This window comes from Pseudooceanicola atlanticus (assembly GCF_000768315.1).
GTDB lineage: Bacteria > Pseudomonadota > Alphaproteobacteria > Rhodobacterales > Rhodobacteraceae > Pseudooceanicola > Pseudooceanicola atlanticus.
On the sequence record NZ_AQQX01000002.1, the window covers coordinates 295,996 to 315,057 of the forward strand.

General features: G+C 64.8%; 26 protein-coding genes. 13 read left to right on the top strand and 13 right to left on the bottom strand.

What is annotated here, in order from left to right; all coding sequences use genetic code 11:
* The first annotated feature begins 403 nt into the window (after positions 1–403).
* Positions 404–2,383, top strand: a complete 1,980-nt coding sequence (gene thrS, locus ATO9_RS05580; RefSeq protein ID WP_043746503.1) for a threonine--tRNA ligase — start codon at positions 404–406, stop codon at positions 2,381–2,383.
* A gap of 203 nt (positions 2,384–2,586) precedes the next feature.
* Here the strand turns inward: thrS and ATO9_RS05585 are convergent, their stop codons facing one another.
* The 3 genes from ATO9_RS05585 to ATO9_RS05595 all read right to left on the bottom strand — a co-directional run bounded on the left by ATO9_RS05585 (position 2,587) and on the right by ATO9_RS05595 (position 4,520).
* Positions 2,587–3,234: an SGNH/GDSL hydrolase family protein gene (locus ATO9_RS05585; protein WP_043746505.1), complete on the bottom strand. Its 648-nt coding sequence runs from the start codon at positions 3,232–3,234 to the stop codon at positions 2,587–2,589.
* A gap of 70 nt (positions 3,235–3,304) precedes the next feature.
* Positions 3,305–3,946, bottom strand: coding sequence for an NrsF family protein (locus tag ATO9_RS05590; RefSeq protein ID WP_043746508.1), 642 nt, complete (start codon positions 3,944–3,946; stop codon positions 3,305–3,307).
* A gap of 31 nt (positions 3,947–3,977) precedes the next feature.
* Complete coding sequence (locus ATO9_RS05595; protein ID WP_043746511.1) at positions 3,978–4,520, bottom strand: sigma-70 family RNA polymerase sigma factor; 543 nt, start codon at positions 4,518–4,520, stop codon at positions 3,978–3,980.
* Positions 4,521–4,706: 186 nt separating this feature from the next.
* Between ATO9_RS05595 and ATO9_RS05600 the strand changes: the two genes are divergently transcribed.
* The 4 genes from ATO9_RS05600 to ATO9_RS05615 all read left to right on the top strand — a co-directional run bounded on the left by ATO9_RS05600 (position 4,707) and on the right by ATO9_RS05615 (position 7,287).
* On the top strand, positions 4,707–5,027 hold the full coding sequence (locus tag ATO9_RS05600; protein ID WP_043746514.1) for a BufA1 family periplasmic bufferin-type metallophore: 321 nt from the start codon (positions 4,707–4,709) through the stop codon (positions 5,025–5,027).
* A 90-nt stretch (positions 5,028–5,117) separates the two neighbouring features.
* Positions 5,118–5,972, top strand: coding sequence for an MNIO family bufferin maturase (gene bufB / locus ATO9_RS05605; protein WP_043746517.1), 855 nt, complete (start codon positions 5,118–5,120; stop codon positions 5,970–5,972).
* Entirely contained in the window at positions 5,969–6,727 is a 759-nt protein-coding gene (locus ATO9_RS05610) for an HvfC/BufC N-terminal domain-containing protein (protein ID WP_043746520.1), read from the top strand. Before bufB ends, ATO9_RS05610 begins: the two co-directional genes overlap by 4 nt.
* Positions 6,724–7,287, top strand: a complete 564-nt coding sequence (locus ATO9_RS05615) for a DoxX family protein (RefSeq protein WP_043746522.1) — start codon at positions 6,724–6,726, stop codon at positions 7,285–7,287. The genes ATO9_RS05610 and ATO9_RS05615 overlap by 4 nt, the downstream gene beginning before the upstream one ends.
* Here ATO9_RS05615 and ATO9_RS05620 read toward each other — a convergent pair.
* Both ATO9_RS05620 and ATO9_RS05625 read right to left on the bottom strand, forming a co-directional pair.
* Positions 7,238–7,606 (bottom strand): hypothetical protein, encoded by a 369-nt coding sequence (locus ATO9_RS05620; protein WP_043746525.1) that lies wholly within the window; start codon positions 7,604–7,606, stop codon positions 7,238–7,240. The two genes, ATO9_RS05615 and ATO9_RS05620, sit on opposite strands and share 50 nt — an antisense overlap.
* A gap of 3 nt (positions 7,607–7,609) precedes the next feature.
* Entirely contained in the window at positions 7,610–7,930 is a 321-nt protein-coding gene (locus tag ATO9_RS05625) for an ArsC/Spx/MgsR family protein (protein ID WP_043746528.1), read from the bottom strand.
* A 205-nt stretch (positions 7,931–8,135) separates the two neighbouring features.
* On the opposite strand from ATO9_RS05625, the gene ATO9_RS05630 reads away from it, so the two are divergent.
* Complete coding sequence (locus tag ATO9_RS05630) at positions 8,136–8,342, top strand: cold-shock protein (protein WP_043746531.1); 207 nt, start codon at positions 8,136–8,138, stop codon at positions 8,340–8,342.
* Between the two features lie 30 nt (positions 8,343–8,372).
* On the opposite strand, the gene ATO9_RS05635 is transcribed toward ATO9_RS05630, so the two are convergent.
* The 5 genes from ATO9_RS05635 to ATO9_RS05655 form a co-directional block, all read right to left on the bottom strand.
* Positions 8,373–8,657 (bottom strand): hypothetical protein, encoded by a 285-nt coding sequence (locus ATO9_RS05635; RefSeq protein WP_043746534.1) that lies wholly within the window; start codon positions 8,655–8,657, stop codon positions 8,373–8,375.
* Positions 8,658–8,805: 148 nt separating this feature from the next.
* On the bottom strand, positions 8,806–9,081 hold the full coding sequence (locus ATO9_RS05640) for a hypothetical protein (RefSeq protein WP_238318670.1): 276 nt from the start codon (positions 9,079–9,081) through the stop codon (positions 8,806–8,808).
* 105 nt (positions 9,082–9,186) lie between these two features.
* Complete coding sequence (locus ATO9_RS05645; protein ID WP_043746537.1) at positions 9,187–9,594, bottom strand: DUF2177 family protein; 408 nt, start codon at positions 9,592–9,594, stop codon at positions 9,187–9,189.
* 126 nt (positions 9,595–9,720) lie between these two features.
* A complete protein-coding gene (locus tag ATO9_RS05650; RefSeq protein WP_043746540.1) occupies positions 9,721–10,194 on the bottom strand; it encodes a dihydrofolate reductase in 474 nt (157 codons plus the stop codon).
* Complete coding sequence (locus ATO9_RS05655; protein WP_043746543.1) at positions 10,194–11,009, bottom strand: thymidylate synthase; 816 nt, start codon at positions 11,007–11,009, stop codon at positions 10,194–10,196. The genes ATO9_RS05650 and ATO9_RS05655 overlap by 1 nt, the downstream gene beginning before the upstream one ends.
* A gap of 212 nt (positions 11,010–11,221) precedes the next feature.
* Here ATO9_RS05655 and ATO9_RS05660 point away from each other — a divergent pair, with 212 nt between their 5' ends.
* The 5 genes from ATO9_RS05660 (at position 11,222) to ATO9_RS05680 (ending at position 15,759) form a co-directional block, all read left to right on the top strand.
* Positions 11,222–12,397 carry a hypothetical protein gene (locus tag ATO9_RS05660; protein WP_156127800.1) on the top strand — a complete coding sequence of 392 codons (1,176 nt, stop codon included), beginning with the start codon at positions 11,222–11,224 and terminating at the stop codon, positions 12,395–12,397.
* 16 nt (positions 12,398–12,413) lie between these two features.
* Complete coding sequence (locus ATO9_RS05665; protein ID WP_043746549.1) at positions 12,414–13,796, top strand: surface lipoprotein assembly modifier; 1,383 nt, start codon at positions 12,414–12,416, stop codon at positions 13,794–13,796.
* A gap of 105 nt (positions 13,797–13,901) precedes the next feature.
* Positions 13,902–14,330 carry a VOC family protein gene (locus tag ATO9_RS05670; RefSeq protein WP_043746552.1) on the top strand — a complete coding sequence of 143 codons (429 nt, stop codon included), beginning with the start codon at positions 13,902–13,904 and terminating at the stop codon, positions 14,328–14,330.
* Positions 14,327–15,040, top strand: coding sequence for a DUF1194 domain-containing protein (locus tag ATO9_RS05675; protein WP_337588271.1), 714 nt, complete (start codon positions 14,327–14,329; stop codon positions 15,038–15,040). Before ATO9_RS05670 ends, ATO9_RS05675 begins: the two co-directional genes overlap by 4 nt.
* A complete protein-coding gene (locus tag ATO9_RS05680; protein WP_043746555.1) occupies positions 15,025–15,759 on the top strand; it encodes a DUF1194 domain-containing protein in 735 nt (244 codons plus the stop codon). The genes ATO9_RS05675 and ATO9_RS05680 overlap by 16 nt, the downstream gene beginning before the upstream one ends.
* 342 nt (positions 15,760–16,101) lie before the next feature.
* Here ATO9_RS05680 and ATO9_RS05685 read toward each other — a convergent pair whose 3' ends face one another.
* The 3 genes from ATO9_RS05685 to ATO9_RS05695 form a co-directional block, all read right to left on the bottom strand.
* Entirely contained in the window at positions 16,102–16,602 is a 501-nt protein-coding gene (locus ATO9_RS05685; RefSeq protein WP_052418130.1) for a MarR family winged helix-turn-helix transcriptional regulator, read from the bottom strand.
* A 71-nt stretch (positions 16,603–16,673) separates the two neighbouring features.
* Positions 16,674–16,922, bottom strand: coding sequence for a succinate dehydrogenase assembly factor 2 (locus ATO9_RS05690; RefSeq protein WP_238318682.1), 249 nt, complete (start codon positions 16,920–16,922; stop codon positions 16,674–16,676).
* A gap of 58 nt (positions 16,923–16,980) precedes the next feature.
* On the bottom strand, positions 16,981–17,391 hold the full coding sequence (locus tag ATO9_RS05695; protein ID WP_043746561.1) for a helix-turn-helix domain-containing protein: 411 nt from the start codon (positions 17,389–17,391) through the stop codon (positions 16,981–16,983).
* A 90-nt stretch (positions 17,392–17,481) separates the two neighbouring features.
* On the opposite strand from ATO9_RS05695, the gene ATO9_RS05700 reads away from it, so the two are divergent.
* Positions 17,482–18,684: a pyridoxal phosphate-dependent aminotransferase gene (locus ATO9_RS05700; protein WP_043747374.1), complete on the top strand. Its 1,203-nt coding sequence runs from the start codon at positions 17,482–17,484 to the stop codon at positions 18,682–18,684.
* Positions 18,684–19,061 (top strand): bleomycin resistance protein, encoded by a 378-nt coding sequence (locus ATO9_RS05705; RefSeq protein WP_043746564.1) that lies wholly within the window; start codon positions 18,684–18,686, stop codon positions 19,059–19,061. The genes ATO9_RS05700 and ATO9_RS05705 overlap by 1 nt, the downstream gene beginning before the upstream one ends.
* The last annotated feature ends 1 nt before the right edge of the window (position 19,062 follow it).

The following is a 19,062-nucleotide window of genomic DNA, read 5'->3' on the forward strand; positions in this document are numbered from 1 at the left end:
AGGATGGGCAAAAATCGGGATGTCGTCATTGAAATGAGTATGTCCTTCGCTCCCGCGGGGCGGCCCGCGAAATTCCTTGAGTTCAACTCGGGTAATGCCTTGTCGCGCGGTGTGTCCGTCTTGATGCGGCCCGTCGCGTGTCCCGTTCTCACAGCACCCTGCCTTCGCAGACCGAACGCCCCGGATCGCAGGGGGTTCCGAAAAAATTCAGGAATTTGCATTACTCGCCGCCGGTGACGCGGCCCAGGCGACCGCGAAGACCCAAAAGACGCACCCCGGGCGTTCGGGGCCGGCGGGCCGAATTCCGCGGTTGACAAGGCACGCGGGCCGCCGCACCTATGCGCCCACACATATACCCGCAACCGGGCGTTCCGTGGGCGCCAAACCGACGAGGAGGACTGACATGTCCCAGATCACCCTCTCCTTCCCCGATGGAAACACGAAACAGGTCGCATCCGGCATCACCCCGGCCGAGGTCGCGGCGGATATCTCCAATTCGCTGGCGAAAAAGGCGATCTCCGCGACCGTGAACGGTGCGCATCACGATCTGCAATGGCCGATCACCGAAGATGCCTCCATCGCGATCCACACCATGCAGGACGACGACCAGGCGCTTGAGCTGATCCGGCATGACCTGGCCCATATCATGGCCCGCGCCGTGCAGGAGATCTGGCCCGACGTGAAGGTCACGATCGGCCCGGTCCGCGATGCCGGCTGGTTCTACGATTTCGACCGCGAAGAGCCCTTCACCCCCGAGGACCTTGGCCAGATCGAGGCCAAGATGAAGGAGATCATCAACGCCCGCGACGCCGTCCGCACCGAGGTCTGGGATCGGGATCGTGCCCGCAAGCATTACGAGGACACCAACGAACCCTACAAGGTCGAGTTGCTGGACCGTATTCCTGGCGACGAACCGATCCGGATGTACTGGCACGGCGAGTGGCAGGATCTGTGCCGCGGCCCGCACCTGCAGAATACCGGCCAGGTGCCCGCCGATGCGTTCAAGCTGACCCATATCGCAGGCGCCTACTGGCTGGGCGACAGCACGCGGCCCATGCTGCAGCGGATCTACGGGATCGCCTTCAAGAACCGCAAGGACCTGAAGGCCCACCTGACCATGCTGGAGGAAGCCGCCAAGCGCGACCACCGCAAGCTGGGCCGCGAGATGGACCTGTTCCACATGCAGGAAGAGGCGCCGGGCCAGGTCTTCTGGCACCCCAACGGCTGGACCATCTACACCGAGTTGCAGGATTACGTGCGCCGCAAGCAGCGCCGCGGCGGCTACCAGGAGGTCAACACCCCCCAGGTCGTCGACCGCAAGCTGTGGGAGGCCTCGGGCCACTGGGACAAGTACCAGCACCACATGTTCATCGTCGAAGTCGACGAGAGCCGTGACGGCGAAAACGACGATGCCGCCGCCAAGAGCCGGGAACACACCCGGATCAACGCGCTCAAGCCGATGAACTGCCCGTGCCACGTCCAGGTTTTCAACCAGGGTCTGAAATCCTATCGCGATCTGCCGCTGCGCCTGGCCGAATTCGGCTCCTGCGCGCGGTTCGAACCTTCGGGCGCGCTGCATGGCATCATGCGGGTGCGCGGTTTCACCCAGGACGATGGCCACATCTTCTGCACCGAGGACCAGATCCAGGAGGAATGCGCACGCTTCATCGACTTCCTTGCCAATATCTACGCGGAGCTTGGCTTCCCGGAATTCGAGATCAAGTTCGCCACCCGCCCCGAAAAGCGCGTGGGGACCGAGGAATCCTGGGATTACGTCGAGAACGCGTTGGAAAACGCGATCAAGGCCGTGGGCCGCGACTACACGCTGGAACCGGGTGACGGCGCGTTCTACGGGCCCAAGCTGGACTTCTACCTGACCGACGCGATCGGGCGGACCTGGCAGTGCGGCACCTTCCAGGTGGACCCGAACCTGCCGGAACGGCTGGGCGCGAACTACGTCGGCGCAGATGGCGAAAAGACCCGACCCTTCATGCTGCACCGCGCGACGCTGGGGTCCTTCGAACGCTTCATCGGCATCCTGATCGAAGAACATTCCGGCAAGCTACCGGTCTGGCTGGCGCCCCGCCAAGTCGTCGTGGCGGCCATCGTGTCGGATGCGGATGAGTACTGCCTCGAGGTCGTCGAGGCGCTTAAGGCCGCCGGCGTCCGCGCCGAGGCCGACCTGCGCAACGAAAAGATCAACTACAAGGTCCGCGAACATTCCGTCGGCAAGGTGCCCTACATCCTCGCCTGCGGGATGCGCGAGGTCGAGGAACGCAGCGTGTCGACCCGTCGCCTGGGCGAGAAGCAGACCCAGACGCAGACCCTGGACGAGATCGTGGCCGAACTGAAAGCCGCCGCGACCCCGCCCGACCTGCGCTGAGCGCGATACCTTTGTGAATGCTGGAATGGCGGGGGGCGACCTCCGCCATTTTTTGTTCGGGAATGGCGCTGCGCACATGTTCGCGCGCGTAACGTGGAGGGACGGCAGCACCCACTCGGGTCGGTCACGGCCCTCAGCGCGTCACGTCAACCGAGGCACGAAACCCGCGATACAGGCGCCACACAATGTGCCGCCGCCAAACCTCAACGCCCGAACACCCGGGCGATCTGCCCGGCGATCAAGGCCGACCCCTTGGCCGACGGGTGGGTGCGGTCGCCTGCGAAGAGCGTCAGGTCCTCGGGGCTGAACACGTCGTCCATATCAACCAGCGTCACCCCGGCATCGGCCTGGGCCATCCGGCCCAACCGCACCTCGAGCGCATCATACGGGGCCACGCAGGCTGTACCCGCATAGCGCGGGGAGGTGTAGTAATCCGCCCAGATCACCCGTGACCCACGCGCGCGCAGATCGGACACCAGCGCCGGGATCGCGCCCCGCGTTCCGTCTTCGGAAATCAGGCGGTCGACGACGGGGCCGCAATTGCCGCAATCGCAGGACCCGCTCAGGTCATTGGCGCCCCCGTTCAGCACGACCCAATCGGCCCGTACCCCGGACAATTGGTTGGGGATGTTCAATGGTCCGCGCCCGCCCGTCACCCGCGCCAGCGGCAGGGAGACATCGCCAACCGGCTGGCCCAGCCGCGCCTGCAATCCATCGGCGACCGAGGCGCCCTCGATCCGGTTCCAGGCCATGACGGAATCCCCCGCCACGACCACGCGTGCCTCGTCCGGCACGCCGCGCCCGCAGGCGACCAGCAGGCCGATGGCCAGTAAGATGATCCAGTGTTTCATGACAGGTGATCTGATCCGCGCGGCACCCGCTTCAAGGGCCCGCTTCAAGAGGCGCCGCGTGCGGAGGCGGTTACCAGCGCAGCCAGCGTCCCGCCGCCCAGGCCCCGATCGCCGCCGAAGCGAGGATGCCCAGCGAATACCAGGTGGCGTAGAACAGCGGCGAATCCTCGGTGCAGAAGGTCGAGTAGATCACCGTCGACAGGCCCGCCGCAGCCAACCCCGCCATCGCACCCGTGCGGCGCAGATGCACCGGGGCACCGCGCCGGAATGCGGCCAGCAGGCCCGCCGTCATCGGTAGCGACAGCACGGTGATCGCGGGCAGGCAGATCGGGATGGAATGGCCGATGAAATCGCGCCAGCGCTCGGCCGGTGGGGTGACCGCAAAGCTCCAGCCGAAGAGCAGAACCGCCAGCGCGGGCACGGCCCAGACGATCCAGCCGGTGCGGCCGGCGCCGGCGCCTGGCCGGGCCGTGCGCACGGCCAACACCAGCGCCAGGGCGAACAACGCAAGCGGCAGCCCCATCTTGGCCAGCACCAGCGGATCGGCCATATGCCCCAGCAGATCGGGCCGCGGCCCCAGCACCAGAAGGTACAGCACCAGCGCCCCAACAAACCCGAGCGCCAGCCCAGCCCACGCGCGCCGTTCGACCGAAGGGCCCGGCGGCGGCGCGGCATCCTGTGCCAGCATGGTGATCAGATCATCCGTTTTCATCCCAGGGTCACACCCGTTTCCGTTCTCAATCTCAGTCTTCGATTTCGGCCTCGGCCAGGTCTTTCAGCCGCACCATGGCGCGGTGATAGGCGACCCGCACCGCGCCTTCGCTCATGCCCAGCCCGGTGCCGACCTCCTGCGCGCTGAGCCCTTCGATCCCGACGCCCCGCACGATCCGCGCGGAACGGTCGTCGATCCGGTCCAGCAACGCAGCCAGGTCGCGGGCCGCGGTGGTTTCACCCCCCTCGTCGGGCAGGATGTCGGCCAGGTCGTCGATATCGACCTCTGTTCCGACCTTGCCGCGCCGCCGACCGGCATCCGCCGCCTTGTAGCGCGCAATGGCATAGAGCCATGGCGTCACCGGATCACTCACACGCCATGTATGGCGCTTGGCATGAACCGCAAGAAGGACCTCCTGCAGGATGTCCTCCACGTCCTCGGCACCGCCGGTCCGGGCGCGCACGATATTGCGCAGCACCGGGGTGATCCCGGTCAGGAAGGCGGCATAGGCCGTGGCGTCTCCGCCAAGCCCCCGGCGCAGCAGATCGCCCCATCGTTCATTGCGATCCGACATTCCCCTCTCCATTCGCGCCCGGGACCGAAACGTTACAGCCGCTCGCGAAAATCCTTCATTTCATCACTCGTTCGTGAGCCGTGTAACGACCCCGCCCTGCCCCGCGAAAGGAGAGGCACGGACGCCACGATAGGCGCCGCAACCTTACAGCGCCAGCCCGGCGCAACAACACGGAGTTATGTTCCCATGACCAACAAGGCCCTGATCCTCACCGCCCTCGCCGCAGCCGTCAGCACCGTCGGTGTCGCATCCACGGCTGCCGCTGCCGACAACGTCAAGTGCTACGGCATCTCGATGGCCGGCAAGAACGACTGCGCCGCTGGCCCGGGCACGACCTGCGCCGGGACGTCCAAAGTCGATTACCAGGGCAACGCCTGGACCCTGGCCGAAGAAGGCACCTGCGAATCCGCCATGCCCGTGCTGGCCGACGGCACCGAGGTGATGCTGCCGGAAGGCAAGATGGGCAGCCTGGAAGCGCTTGAGCGTGACCTGCCGATGGACGGCTGATCCAGACCAGGTTGCGGGCCGGTTCGTCCGGCCCGCCAACCGCATCCGGCGCCCCGCCGCAGGGCGCCTCACCAGGAACCGGAGGACATCATGAGCATCACCAAACTGCCCCACGGGCCCGGCGTCGGCTACAAGCCGCAGCATTACGCCGCGATCCTGGACGACGCCGCCCCGGTTCGATGGCTGGAAATCCATGCGGAGAATTACACGGGCGCCGGCGGACGGCCGATCGCCCAGCTGCGCCACCTGGCGGAGCGGTTTCCCATTTCGGTCCATGGGGTTGGCCTGTCGATCGGCGGCGAAGGGCCGCTTGATCCCGACCACCTGGCCCGGCTGAAAGACTTGTGCGACTGGCTGAACCCGGCCAGTTTCTCGGAACACCTGGCGTGGTCGACCCATGACGGCGCGTTCCTGAACGACCTCCTGCCCCTGCCCTACAACGCCGCCACGCTGACCCGCGTCGCCGACCATATCGATGCCCTGCAAGATGCGATCGGGCGGCCGATGCTGCTGGAGAACCCCTCCAGCTACCTGGCCTTCACCGACAGCACGATGAGCGAGACGGAGTTCCTGGCAGAGGTCTCGCGCCGCACCGGCTGCGGGCTGTTGCTGGACGTGAACAACGTCTTCGTCTCGGCCACCAATCTTGGCCTCGATGCCCGTCAATACGTCGCCGACTTCCCGATGGATCGCGTCGGAGAGTTGCACCTGGGCGGCCATGACGAGGACGAAGATGACCATGGCGCTCCCCTGCTGATCGACAGCCACGGGCGCGAGGTCGCCGACCCGGTCTGGACCCTTCTGGACGACGTGCTGGCCCGGCTGGGCCCTGCGCCCCTGCTGATCGAATGGGATACCGACGTGCCCGACTGGCCGACCTTGGCGGCCGAGGCGCGGCGCGGCGAAACCGCCCTCACCCGTGCCGCGAACCGGGTGGCGGCATGACCGGGCAGACGGGGTTTCACGCGGCCCTGCTGGACCCGTCCGCACCCGTGCCGCCGGGCCTGACCGACGGGGCGGGTCGCGCTGCCGGTCGCCGCTTTGCCGTCTATCGCAACAACGTGGCCGTCAGCCTGACCGAGGCGCTGATCGAAGGCTTTCCCGCCTGTCATCGCCTTCTGGGCGACGACACGTTCCGCGGCATGGCCGGGGCCTACCTGCGGGAGCATCCCCCGGCCTCGCCGGTCATGGCGCAGTTCGGGGCGGATCTGCCGGGCTTCCTGGACGCCGCGCCGCAATTGGCCCGGATGCGGTGGCTGGCGGATGTGGCGCGGCTGGAATACGGGTTGCGCCTGTCCTACCACGCCGCCGACGCGGTGCCGCTCGATGGGACGGCGCTGGCCGCGATGGCAGCAGAGGACCTGTCGGCGTCGACCTTTGGACTGGCCCCGGCTATGCGGCTGTTACGCTCCGACTGGCCGGCCCTGTCGATCTGGCGGAAGGCGATGAACCCGTCTGCCCCGCAAGCCGCGAACCGGCCCGAGGATATCCTGATCGCCCGCCCCGATTACGACCCGGAGCCGCATCTGCTGATGCCCGGCGACGCGGCCTTTGTCGCTGCCCTGTCGGACGGCGCGCCGCTGGGCCAGGTGGCGGAACAGGCGCTGACCGCGCAACCGGACCACGACACCACACGCATCCTTGGCCTGCTGCTGCAGACCGGAAGCCTGACCCCACCACAGCCGGAGACCATGCCATGACCGATCCCACCACCCCGCTCGTACGGCTCAGCCCGGTCTTGCCGATCCTCGCCCGCCTGACCTTTGCCGCCGTGCTGCTGCAATATTTCTGGAGCTCGGCCCTGACCAAGATGGGTAACGGTGTCTTCGGGCTCTTTTCGCCGTCTCTGGGCGCCTACGCGCAGATCTTCCCCCGTCAGATGGAGGCGGTCGGCTATGACGCGTCGCAACTGGGTGTGCTGCACTGGGCAGTTGTCGTGGCGGGCATGTGGGCGGAATTCCTGTTGCCCGCATTGATCGTCGTGGGGTTGCTGACACGGCTTTCGGCGCTTGGCATGATCGGGTTCATCGCGGTGCAGAGCCTGACCGACCTCTACGGTCACGGCGCGATCGAACATGCGGAAACCCTGGGGGCGTGGTTCGACAAGACGCCGGATGCGCTGATCCTCGACCAGCGGGCGTTCTGGGTCTACCTGCTGCTGACGCTGGTGGTGATGGGCGGCGGTGTGCTGTCGCTGGACCGCGTGGTCTTCAGAAATGCGACTTCGGCTCGTCCGGCTTCCCCGCAGCCAGCGCCATGAGGCCGGCAGCCCCGCAGAAGGCCATCGGGAAGAGCGTGAAGAACCCGTAGCCAAAGCCCATATACATCCCCGCGACCGACACCAGCAGAAGCACCCCGCCAACCAGCGCGTTGGCCCGGGCCATCCCTGCCCCGGCCAGCGCCAGGATGGGTGAGACAACGGCGGCCACGCGGATCGCCTCGACATTGGCGACCTGCTGGAACAGGCCATCGACCTCTCCGAAATGGTCGATGGCAGCGGTGTAGCCATAGCTGAACAGCCCCACGACCAGCCCCATCAGCCCGCCGATCAGCCCCAGGATCAGTGCCGCGTTGCGCATCCGTTAAGCCTTTACATTCAAAGATTTGCGAGTGTCCGCGGTCCAGCCCAGATACATCGTATCGCCATCCACGATCAGCGGGCGCTTCATCAGCGCGGGATGTTCGCCCAGCAGGTCGCGGGGCGGACGCGCCCGCTCTTCCTCGCTGAGGCCGCGCCAGGTGGTGGAGCGGCGATTGACGAGGTCATCCCCGAAGACCTCGAGCGCGCGATCCAGAATCGGTGACGGCAGCGGCGAATCCCTGACATCCGAGAATGTTGCATCAGGAAGTGCCTTGCGCGCAGCCCGGCACGTGTCGCAGTTTTTTAGCCCAAAGAGTTCCATTACAGCCTTTTTCGTGAACCGTTTATGTTCAGATAGGTAACAATTCGAAGAGTTTCACCCCAGTTTTGCTTGCTTTTTACATGGCATATGCACCTTCTTTTGTATGACACGGGTGTTTGGATCCGTCCGACCCGAAGAGCGGACAGGCTGGTTTCCGTGTCATTTCCCGCAATTCCGCGGGGCGAAGACAATAAGGAGACGCGGCATGCCGACGGGCACCGTTAAGTGGTTCAATACAACCAAAGGATACGGGTTCATCGAACCCGAAGAAGGCGGAAAAGACGTATTCGTTCACATTTCCGCGGTCGAGCGGTCCGGACTGACCGGATTGGCGGACAACCAGAAAGTCGGCTACGAGCTGCAGGACGGGCGTGACGGACGCCAGATGGCAGCCGACCTCAAGCTTCTGTAAAAAATCATTATTTCCGCACTCGGCCTGGGCTCAGGCCGGGTCCTTGCGGGGCAGGTCTGTCCAGGCCTCGCCCATGGCGACGATGCAGCTTTTGCCTGAGGCATAGGTGATGACCATCGTCCAGTCACCGCGTTCGTCGGTCCAGACCTCGACCACCTGTTCGGGCCCTCTGAGACCGATGGACTGTTTTTCCGCGCGCAACTGACGTTCCAGCTTGGTCTTCATCCGAGGGGTGTCATCACAGATGACATCGGCAATCGGATTGGCCGCGGCGGGCGCGGCGAAGAGGAGTGTCAGAATGAATGCTCGGATCAAACTGGGCCTGCCTTTTCTTGGTTTCACCCAGTGTAACAGTTTTATGAATGCGTTGCGAGAATCGAATGCGTCCGCGCCCGGCGCAAAAGAATAGGCGCGCCCGTTTCCGGACACGCCTTTGAAAATTCGCGATCTTTCGGAATGAAGATCAGTATTGCGGGGATTTCGACCCGGTATATCCGCCCGGTGATTTCGACCCGTATTCGGCGCGCGGCGCGTAGTATTTCTTGCGCTGGACCGGGTGGCGGTTCCAATCGGAATAGGTGGCGTGGGTATTGGGCGTACCGCAGCAGATCACGCCGTTCAGCACAATCGGCTGAAGGCCGGACGGGCAGTAATTGGCGGATGCGGGATAGGTGAACAGCACGGGTTCCGCCGCGGCGGGCGCCGCAAGGGCCATCAGGCCCAGTCCTGCGGTCAACATCAAAGTCTTCATTCGTGAGCCCTCGTCAAATCTTTGCCTTCTGGCGGTCTGACAAAAGCTTAACACCTTGACGGTGAAACGCAAAACCTGATTGCGCCTTTTGCGTTACCCTGTGGTACGAAAGAGCCAGTTGGTGATCAGCACCCCCACCAGGGCCGCCGATCCGGTCAGCAGGGTCCCCCAGGCGACATCGACGATGACCATCTTGGGCGCCCAGTCCCGCAGGGTGGCGTAATTGGTGAATTCATAGGTCCCGTAGGCCATCGCCCCCAGCAGGGCGCCATTGGTAAACGCCTGGAAAGACTGGCCTTTCAACGCCGGGATTGACACGAACCAGACCAGCCCCCCGACGTAGAAGAGATAGAAGATCGCGGCCGGAACCAGCCGCAAATCGTCCAGCAGCAGGGAGGAGATGCGGGTTTCGAACAGGGGCCGCATCACGTTCTTCAGCATGATTGCGTCGAGGCCCAGGAAAAACAGGGCGGTGGTGAAGTAGAGAACGAGAATTTGCATGGTGACTCCGGGACATTCGAAAGGGATACGACCGGGGTCGGAAGGCGGATCGGTTTTACGTCGGTATCACGTCGGTATTACGTCGGTGCGGGCGTCGGTTTCGCGCATGGGCCATGGCCGCGCCGATCAGCGCAGCAATTCCCGCACCACGCCGGTCACACCCTCGCCGGTGACGGTGGCGCGGCCCAGCTCATTCCATTCCGTTTCGTCGAAATCGGGGAAGTAGGTATCGGCATCCGGGACCTCGAGGTCGACCTCGGTCAGCATCAGGCGATCGGCCAGGGGTAGCAGCGCGCCGTAGATGCCCGCGCCGCCGATGCCGTAGACGCGGTGATACCCCTCGGCCCGGGCCAGGGCGAGCGCGGCTTCGACATCCGGGACGACATGGTCGGTCAGCGTGCTGTCGCGCGACACGACGATGTTCAGACGGCGGCTGAGCGGTTTGACCGGCAGGCTTTCCCAGGTGGCACGGCCCATGACGAGCGCGCCGCCCAGGGTTTCGCGCTGAAACATCCGCAGGTCGGACGGCAGGTGCCAGGGGATGTCCCCGTCACGGCCGATGGCACCGTGGCGGGCGCGGGCAACGATCAGGGTCAGCATCAGACGGCCACCGGTGCCTTGATGGCGGCGTCATGCACGTAATTTTCGAAGATGAAGTCCTCGTAGCAGAAATCGAAGATCGAGGGCACGTCGCGGGCCAGCCGAAGCGTCGGCAGGGGGTGCGGGGTCCGGGCCAGCTGGGTTTCGACCTGCTCCATGTGGTTGAGGTAGATATGCGCGTCGCCGATGGAATGCACGAAATCGCCGGGCTCATACCCCGTGACATGGGCCAGCATCACCGCCAGCAGCGCGTAGGAGGCGATGTTGAACGGCACGCCCAGGAACATGTCGGCCGATCGCTGGTAAAGTTGCAGGTGCAGCTTGCCGCCGATGATGCGCACCTGCCAGAGCGTGTGACAGGGCGGCAGCGCCATCTGGTCGATCTCACCGGGGTTCCAGGCGGACACGATCAGGCGGCGGCTGTCGGGGGTCTTCCTGATCTGGTCGACAAGCTTGGCGATCTGGTCGACCTCGCCGATCACCGGCTGCGGGCCGGTCGTGTCGACCACCGGAAAGCGCCGCCATTGCGCGCCGTAGACGGGGCCGAGATCGCCGTTCTCGTCGGCCCATTCGTCCCAGATCGAAACGCCGTTTTCCTTGAGGTACCCGATGTTCGTGTCCCCGGCGAGGAACCACAGCAATTCGTGCACGATGGACTTCAGGTGCAGCCGCTTGGTCGTCACCAGCGGGAAGCCGTCGGCCAGCGGATAGCGACATTGCATCCCGAAATGAGAGATCGTGCCGGTCCCGGTGCGATCGCTGGAGCGTTCGCCGTGATCCAGTACGGTCTGCAGAGCGTCGAGATATTGGCGCATGTCGAAACCTTCCCCCTAGGGCTAGATGAGTCCCTTCGCAGATTATCTTGTGTTGAGCCGGATTTGAACCGCTAGATAAAGTAGGGACAATCCTGCCGCACCTGCATGAGGAATGCGGTGAAACCCCCTTGAATCCTTGACTTTTTACCCAATTGGCCGGAACCTGCGACGCAAAGGGGCATCAGACCCCACGATCTGAGAGGCAGTTTTCGATGTTGAGGCGTTCCGCACTCCCGTTGTCGCTTGTCGCCCTGTTGGCGGCCTGCGGGTCGACCAACCCGTTCATGGAAATCCCTGAAATCGACGAAGAGGTCGTGGATACCACGGACCCCGAGACGAGCAATTCGCTGTTCAATTTCGACGCGAGCTCCGGCCTCGTGATGAACGATGTCGAATACGATTCGATCAACAACAAGCTGGTCATCTACAACATCCCCTTCGACGGGCCGGATGGCATCTATGACCAGGAGCGGACCCAGAACGGCGTGCCCGTCTATGGCAGCCGCCAGACCGGCACAACCGGTCAGGTCAAGCATTACGCGGTCTATATCAGCACCGACGACCTGGAAGGCACCGCCGTGGGCGATGCCCAGTGGAACCCCGATGGGTATGGCAATGCGGGCGCCAATATCCGGCGCACGACCTACAACCTGCCCGGCGGCGTCGGCGAATATGTCTATCTCGGCACCTATGCAGGGGTGCGCCAGAAGGATGAATTGGGCGGTTTGCACACGGTGACGGGCGACGCCCGGCTGGTGCTGGACGTTCTGGACCCCGAGGGCGACGGCACCGTGATCGGCGCCATTGCCGGCGTCGTGACCAACCGTCAGCGGACCACCGGCGACGGCACGTCGCGGCACCCCCTGCCCGCGCTCTACCTGCACGAGGTCGCCTTCGACGTGGATACCGGTGCCTTTACCGAGGGCGGCGCCTCGACCCGCGACCCGGAAGGCGAGGTGCGCGATACCGGCACCTACGAGGGCATCATCGCCGGGGCCGAGGGCGAAGGCATGGGCAGCCATGTGCTGATCGACGGCCCGTCAGAGGTGCAGCTGGTGACCTATGAAGTGCTGAACTGGACCGCCGATGTCGATGTCCCGGTCATCGACCCGGCGACCGGCGTGCAGGCCGTGGACCCCGTCTCGGGCGATCCGGTCTTCGAGACAGTGACCCAAACGGGCACGTCCAGCGGCCTGAACGAGGACAACCGCGAAGCCGTGGAAAACACGGTCACTGTGGGTGAAACCGTCGGCTACCTGGCCGCGGACCGGTTCGGCATTCCGGCCAATGCGACGATCACGTCGGAAGATCAGGAAGAGATCTTTACCGCCGACGGCAATGCCCGCGAGATCGGCGTGATCGTCACCGAACGGGAACCGGACAGCTGAGCCGCGAGGCAGAGCCATGGGCATCTCATCCCGTTCCCGGCTGTTCGCCTGCCTCACCGCGCTGGCGTTGAGCCTGGCCACCCCCGGCTGGGCGCAGGGCAACGAAGGCACCGCACTGACGCCCGCCCAGGCGCGGGCCGTGGCCGGGCAATTGCTGCGCGACGGGCAACCGGGCCTGTCCCAGAAGATCGCCATCCGCCTTGTGCAGGCCGATTCCGAGGATATCGAAGCGCTGCTGATCCTGGCCCGCGCCGAATACCAGCTGGGCGCGCCCGCCCGGTCGGCCTTTGCCGCGCGCAAGGCCTATCGCCTGGCCGACACGCCCGACGAACGCTTTGCCTCTGCTCTGGTCGTGTCCAAGGCCTTGGCCGCGCAGGAAAACTACGCCCTGTCGCAATGGTGGCTGCGGCGGGCCGGGCAGGTCACCGACAACCCGCGCTATGAACAGGCCGCGAAGAACCAGTTTCGCCAGGTCGAGGCCCGCAACCCCTGGAGCGCGAAGCTGCGCTTTTCGGTGCAGCCCTCCTCCAACATCAATGGCGGGCCGACGACGAACACCTACCGGCTGGGCAATTACGTCTTCGTCGACCCCACGGCGGTGCCGCTGTCCGGGGTCGAATACGGCACCAACCTGTCGATCAAGCGGACCTTCGGTCAGCGCAAGCGCGGCGCGCCGCTGTTTCATCTGGGGCTGGAGCTGGACGACACCCGCTTTACCCTGTCCAACGATGCCAAGGCCGCCGTGCCCACGGCGCGGGCCGAGGATTTCACCCTGACCCGCCTGACCGCCAGCGCCGGTGTCACCCTGCCCGATGCCAAGGGGGCCGCTGCCACGCGGGCAGAGCTGACCCTGGGCCGGACCTGGCGGGGCGGCAAGCCGCTGGCCGAAACCGTCGGGCTGGAGCTGAACCGCGACCATCGCCTGCCCACGGGCGCGCGGCTGGGATATGGCATCGGTTACGAACGGCAGGAGCGGCTGGACCGGCCGATCCGGTCCGCCGATATCGTCAGGGGTCAGGCCTATTGGGCGCAGCGGATCGAGGGCGCGGGGCAGGTCAGCTTCAGCCTGGCGGTCAGCGACACGACCTCTCAATCCGGTGAGATCGCAGCCGATGCGGTGACGCTGGCCATGCGGTTCGTCCCCGAGGGCAAGATCGCGGGCGCCACCCCGTCGCTGCAACTGAGCCACGGCGCCCGGTTCTATGACCGCGCCGTCTATGGCGCCGACAAACGGCAGGATCGCAGCACCGTCCTGAGCGGAGAGCTGTTTTTCCAACAGCTTGATTACATGGGCTTCGCGCCGACGCTGAGCGTCACCTATTCGCGCAACCACTCCAACATCTCGTTCTTCGATTACGAGGAATACGGGGTGGGTTTCGGCATCCGGTCGACTTTCTGACCGCGCGACCGCTCGACAGCCCCTCGCAGTCCGCTATCGTATGTCGGGACCGGCACGGGCATGACGCCGCCGGAGCAAAACTGACAGTACAGACGAGGTTCCCTCATGACGACGCGTTACCTGCACACCATGGTCCGGGTGAAGGACCTGGAACGCACGATGGCCTTTTTCGAATTGCTGGGCCTGAAGGAAACCCGCCGGATGGACAGCGAACAGGGCCGGTTCTCGCTGATCTTCATGGCCCCTCCGGGACAGGAGGATTGCCCGGTCGAACTGACCTACAACTGGGACGGGGACGAAGGCCTGCCCTCCGACAGCCGCCATTTCGGCCACCTCGCCTATGCGGTCGATAACATCTACGAGATGTGCCAGCACCTTCAGGATAACGGCGTGACGATCAATCGCCCGCCGCGCGACGGGCACATGGCCTTTGTCCGCTCGCCCGACAATATCTCGGTCGAGCTGCTGCAGGCGGGCGACAAGCTGCCCCCGCAGGAACCCTGGGCCAGCATGGAGAATACGGGCCATTGGTGACCCGGCCGATGGTCCGGGGCGCGGTTTCGGCGCTGTGCCTGACGCTCTGGCCGCTGGCGGCCGGGGCGGAATGCAGGCTGGCGCTGTTGCTGGCCCTGGATGTCTCGGCCTCCGTCGACGAGACGGAATACACGCTGCAGCGCGACGGCCTGGCCGCCGCGCTGAACCGCCCGCTGATCCGCCGCGCGATCCTTGAGGGCGCCCCCGGCGAGGTCGCCATCGCCGTCTACGAATGGAGCGGGCGTTACCACCAGACGATCGTGCTGGACTGGACCATGCTGGACAGCCATGGGGCGATCGACGGCGCGGTCGCCACGATCGCGCGGACCCAGCGATCCTATTCCAACTGGCCCACGGCGCTTGGCTATTCGCTGGGCTTCGGCGCGGGGATGCTGTCACGCGGGCCGGAATGCCTGCGCCAGGTGATCGACGTGTCGGGCGACGGGATCAACAACGAGGGGTTCGGCCCCGAACTGGCTTATGCCAATTTCCCCTTCGACGAGGTCACGGTGAACGGGCTGGTGGTCGAGGGGCGCGACGCGGCGCTGGTCGATTACTACCTGAACGAGGTGATGCGCGGCCCTGCCTCTTTTGTCGAAATCGCGCTCGGCTTCGACGATTTCGAGGATTCGATGGTCCGCAAGCTATTTCGGGAAATCAACGGCTTGTCCGTCGGCTGGCTGCAGGAGGACGGATGGTTCCCCGGCTGAGGCGCGCGCTTTGGCTGCTGGGGCTGGTCGCGTCGCTCTGGGCGGGCGCGGCGGCCGCATCATGCCGACAGGCGCTGCTGCTGGCGCTGGACGTGTCGGGATCGGTCGATGCCCGTGAATACCGGTTGCAGCTGGACGGGCTGGCGGCGGCGCTGGTGAACCCGCAGGTCATCGCGGCCTTCGAGGCGATGCCGCAGGCACCGGTGCGGCTGGCGGTGATGGAATGGTCGGGGCCCGGTTTCCAGCGGATGATCCTGCCTTGGCGGGAGGTTACGGGCGCGGCGGATCTGGTGTCGGTTGCGGGCGTGTTGCGCGGGACGGCACGGGTCGAGGCGGATTTTTCCACCGCGATCGGATCGGCCCTGTTGCGCGGTGCGGCCGAGATGGCCGGACAGTCCGAGTGCTGGCGGCAGGTGATCGACGTGTCCGGCGACGGCAAGTCCAATACCGGCCCGACGCCCGGCCCGGTGTCAAAGGGGATGGGCGAGGTCACGGTGAACGGCCTCATCATCGGAGAGGCCGTGCCGACCGCCGGAGAGGGCCGCAGCCCCGGGATCGGAGAACTGGTGGCCTATTACCGCGCCTACGTGCTGCACGGGCGCGACGCCTTTACCGAAACCGCCAACGGGTTCGAGGATTTCGAAGCCGCCATGGTGCGGAAATTGCTGCGCGAATTGCAGGTCGTGGCGGTGTCGGAGGTCCGGCCCGCCGGGCGCTGAACCGCTTTTCGGCCGCCCGGTTTGATCCAGTGGCGTTCTTACGACTGTCCTTTCTTCAGGCTGACCCTTTCCGGACTACCGTCTTCTACGCGGGCTGATTCCTGGCGTGGGCTTTGGTACGGCCTGCGCCCCGGCAGCCCCTCTCCAGCGCCAATCATTGTCCAGAAAATTGTCCCGAAACGGAAAAGGGCCGGGATCCCCATCCCGGCCCAGTGCCTTCTACTCACATTGTCATCGCTCGGGCGATGACCCCTTTGGATGTGTCTGCATCCATTCCCAAAGTCCGTTCTGGACAGACACCATCCCGGGTGTACCGGAATATTCCTGTGGCCGAGGCCCCGCTCAGTAGATGTAGCGGATCTGGTCGGACCAATACCGTTCGACACGGCGGAGCGAGGCTGCGATCAGGTCAATCCCGCCCGTGTCGAGAATTTCGCGTTCGGACAATTCGCGCGATTGCCGTTCGAAGAGGCCGGAGACGATATCGCGAATCTCGCGCCCCTTGGGGGTCAGCCGCACCCGGACGGAGCGGCGGTCAATCTCGCAGCGCTGGTGATGCATGTAGTCCATCTCGACCAGCTTCTTCAGGTTGTAGCTGACATTCGAGCCCTGGTAATAGCCGCGCGATTTCAGTTCGCCCGCCGTCACCTCGTTATCGCCGATGTTGAACAGCAGAAGCGCCTGCACCGCGTTGATCTCCAACACGCCGACGCGTTCGAATTCATCCTTGATCACGTCAAGCAACAGCCGGTGCAGCCGTTCGACCAGCGCCAGCGCATCCAGATAGCTTGCCATGAATGCCTGCTCTGCCGCGGGCATGGGCGTATGTTCCTGCAGTGCCATGGTGGTTTTCCGTCTCCGTCACGTGCTGCTCGGAGAGGAAATTGAGGCAAAAAAACCAAGAAAAAGTTAAGTCAGACAGGTCTTTTTGCAACCGGATCGTCAGAAGCCGCATTGGCGATGCGGTCGATCATCGGCGCGATCTGCGCGGGCGCGGGGATCTGCCCCGTCACCCACTGGTAGAGGTCCTGGTCGTTCTGCGACAGGACAAGGTCGTACATGTCCAGTTCAGCATCATCGAGCGTGTCGAGATGCGCCTCGGCGAAGCGCATCATCAGGATGTCCATTTCCTTGATCCCGCGCCGCATGGAGCGCATGCGCATCCGGCGCACGCGCGTGGCACGGGGTTCGTTGCTGGGAAACGGTTCGGTCACTTGGCCCTCAGAGCTCGTCCTTGAGTTTCGCGCGCAGCCGTTTTTCGAGGATGCCGAGCCGATCCGCCCGGGCATAGAAATCGGCCCGCAATTCTCGAATCTCGCCCAGAATCGCGGCGATGTCCTGCGGCAAATCCGCCCCTTCGCCCGGAGGCTGCACGCCGTCGCCCTCGCCGGTCAGCAGCCAGGGCAGCGACACGTTGAGCAATCCCGACAGCATCGAGAGCTTGTTGGCGCGCGGTTCGGACACGTCGTCTTCCCAGCCGCGCACGGTGGTCAGCTTGACCCCTAGACGCTTGGCCAGGGTGCCCTGGGTCATGTCCGCCGCTTCGCGGGCCGCCGCCAGGCGATCCCCGAACGTCGCGCTTTCCGCCGCAAACCAGCCGGCACCGGCTTCTTCCGCAACCTGATCCGTCATCTCAAAACCCTTTCCGCCGTTCCCGCTTGAACGGCTTGGCCCTTTGCTTCTATGACAGAGCCGACCGAAACTCAAATCCGGGGGCCCATGATGCCTTTCCTCTCCGACACGCTGTCCCGCGTCAAACCGTCGCCGACCATCGCCGTGACCAACATGGCCGCAGAGCTGAAGGCGGCCGGCAAGGACGTGATCGGTCTTGGCGCCGGTGAGCCCGACTTTGACACGCCCGAGAACATCAAGGCTGCTGCAATTGCGGCCATCAATGACGGGAAAACGAAATACACCGCACCCGACGGGATCGCCGAGCTGAAACAGGCGATCTGCGCCAAGTTCAAGCGCGATAACGGGCTGGATTACGAACCCGCCCAGGTCAGCGTCGGCACCGGCGGCAAGCAGGTGCTCTACAACGCGCTGATGGCCACGCTGAACCCCGGCGACGAGGTTCTGATCCCCGCGCCCTACTGGGTGTCCTATCCCGACATGGTGCTGCTGGCGGGCGGCGAGCCGACCTTCGTCGAAGGTCAGCTGCAGACCGGGTTCAAGATCACCGCAGACCAGCTGGACGCGGCGATCACGCCCAAGACCAAGTGGTTCATCTTCAACTCTCCGTCCAACCCGACCGGCGCGGGCTATTCCTGGGACGAGCTGAAGGCGCTGACCGACGTGCTGAAGAAGCATCCGCATGTCTGGATCATGACCGACGACATGTACGAACACCTGGCCTACGACGATTTCAAGTTCTGCACCCCGGCCCAGGTCGAGCCCGAGCTTTATGACCGCACCCTGACGGTCAACGGCGTGTCCAAGGCCTATGCCATGACCGGCTGGCGCATCGGCTATGCCGCCGGCCCGAAAGAGCTGATCGGTGCGATGCGCAAGATCCAGTCGCAATCGACGTCGAACCCCTCGTCCATCTCGCAATGGGCGGCAGTCGAGGCGCTGAACGGCACGCAGGATTTCATCGCCCCCAACAACGAGACGTTCAAGCGCCGCCGCGACCTGGTTTGCGACATGCTGAACGCGATCGAGGGGATCACCTGCCCGGTGCCGGAAGGGGCGTTCTACGTCTACCCCTCCATCGCCGGCCTGATCGGCAAGACAACCCCCGGCGGCACCGTGATCGAGGATGACGAGACCTTTGCCAAGGCGCTGCTGGAGGACAAGGGCGTCGCCGTCGTCTTTGGCGCGGCCTTCGGCCTGTCGCCGAACTTCCGCGTCTCCTACGCGACCTCGGACGAGGCGCTGAAGGAAGCCTGCACCCGCATCCAGGATTTCTGCGCCGGGCTGAGCTGATGATCCCCAAGGGGGACCGCATCAGCGCCAACCTGCCCTCGCGCGATTTCGATGCGACGGAAGCGTTTTACGGAAGGCTCGGCTTTGGCCGGGCCTTTCGCAATGAGGGCTGGATGATCCTGACCCGCGGCGGGATGGAGCTGGAATTCTTCCCGCATCCCGACCTCGACCCGCGCGAGAGCTGGTTCAGCGCCTGCCTGCGGGTCGACAATCTGGATGCACTTCTGGCCGAGTTTCGCACGCTTGGATTGTCCGGGGATTCGCAACACATCCCGCGATTGACGGGCCTGCTGGATATTCCCGACGCGCCCCGCATGTTCGCCCTTGTGGACTTGGACGGGTCTCTTCTACGTTGCCTCGAAAACGGAGCACCCTGAC

Excerpts from the sequence above, each read along its gene's own strand:
- thrS (WP_043746503.1), top strand. The coding sequence starts at position 404 with ATGTCCCAGATCACCCTCTCCTTCCCCGATGGAAACACGAAACAGGTC.
- ATO9_RS05585 (WP_043746505.1), bottom strand. The coding sequence starts at position 3,234 with ATGAAACACTGGATCATCTTACTGGCCATCGGCCTGCTGGTCGCCTGC.
- ATO9_RS05590 (WP_043746508.1), bottom strand. The coding sequence starts at position 3,946 with ATGAAAACGGATGATCTGATCACCATGCTGGCACAGGATGCCGCGCCG.
- ATO9_RS05595 (WP_043746511.1), bottom strand. The coding sequence starts at position 4,520 with ATGTCGGATCGCAATGAACGATGGGGCGATCTGCTGCGCCGGGGGCTT.
- ATO9_RS05600 (WP_043746514.1), top strand. The coding sequence starts at position 4,707 with ATGACCAACAAGGCCCTGATCCTCACCGCCCTCGCCGCAGCCGTCAGC.
- bufB (WP_043746517.1), top strand. The coding sequence starts at position 5,118 with ATGAGCATCACCAAACTGCCCCACGGGCCCGGCGTCGGCTACAAGCCG.
- ATO9_RS05610 (WP_043746520.1), top strand. The coding sequence starts at position 5,969 with ATGACCGGGCAGACGGGGTTTCACGCGGCCCTGCTGGACCCGTCCGCA.
- ATO9_RS05615 (WP_043746522.1), top strand. The coding sequence starts at position 6,724 with ATGACCGATCCCACCACCCCGCTCGTACGGCTCAGCCCGGTCTTGCCG.
- ATO9_RS05620 (WP_043746525.1), bottom strand. The coding sequence starts at position 7,606 with ATGCGCAACGCGGCACTGATCCTGGGGCTGATCGGCGGGCTGATGGGG.
- ATO9_RS05625 (WP_043746528.1), bottom strand. The coding sequence starts at position 7,930 with ATGGAACTCTTTGGGCTAAAAAACTGCGACACGTGCCGGGCTGCGCGC.
- ATO9_RS05630 (WP_043746531.1), top strand. The coding sequence starts at position 8,136 with ATGCCGACGGGCACCGTTAAGTGGTTCAATACAACCAAAGGATACGGG.
- ATO9_RS05640 (WP_238318670.1), bottom strand. The coding sequence starts at position 9,081 with ATGTTGACCGCAGGACTGGGCCTGATGGCCCTTGCGGCGCCCGCCGCG.
- ATO9_RS05645 (WP_043746537.1), bottom strand. The coding sequence starts at position 9,594 with ATGCAAATTCTCGTTCTCTACTTCACCACCGCCCTGTTTTTCCTGGGC.
- ATO9_RS05650 (WP_043746540.1), bottom strand. The coding sequence starts at position 10,194 with ATGCTGACCCTGATCGTTGCCCGCGCCCGCCACGGTGCCATCGGCCGT.
- ATO9_RS05655 (WP_043746543.1), bottom strand. The coding sequence starts at position 11,009 with ATGCGCCAATATCTCGACGCTCTGCAGACCGTACTGGATCACGGCGAA.
- ATO9_RS05660 (WP_156127800.1), top strand. The coding sequence starts at position 11,222 with ATGTTGAGGCGTTCCGCACTCCCGTTGTCGCTTGTCGCCCTGTTGGCG.
- ATO9_RS05665 (WP_043746549.1), top strand. The coding sequence starts at position 12,414 with ATGGGCATCTCATCCCGTTCCCGGCTGTTCGCCTGCCTCACCGCGCTG.
- ATO9_RS05670 (WP_043746552.1), top strand. The coding sequence starts at position 13,902 with ATGACGACGCGTTACCTGCACACCATGGTCCGGGTGAAGGACCTGGAA.
- ATO9_RS05680 (WP_043746555.1), top strand. The coding sequence starts at position 15,025 with ATGGTTCCCCGGCTGAGGCGCGCGCTTTGGCTGCTGGGGCTGGTCGCG.
- ATO9_RS05685 (WP_052418130.1), bottom strand. The coding sequence starts at position 16,602 with ATGGCACTGCAGGAACATACGCCCATGCCCGCGGCAGAGCAGGCATTC.
- ATO9_RS05690 (WP_238318682.1), bottom strand. The coding sequence starts at position 16,922 with ATGCGCATGCGCTCCATGCGGCGCGGGATCAAGGAAATGGACATCCTG.
- ATO9_RS05695 (WP_043746561.1), bottom strand. The coding sequence starts at position 17,391 with ATGACGGATCAGGTTGCGGAAGAAGCCGGTGCCGGCTGGTTTGCGGCG.
- ATO9_RS05700 (WP_043747374.1), top strand. The coding sequence starts at position 17,482 with ATGCCTTTCCTCTCCGACACGCTGTCCCGCGTCAAACCGTCGCCGACC.
- ATO9_RS05705 (WP_043746564.1), top strand. The coding sequence starts at position 18,684 with ATGATCCCCAAGGGGGACCGCATCAGCGCCAACCTGCCCTCGCGCGAT.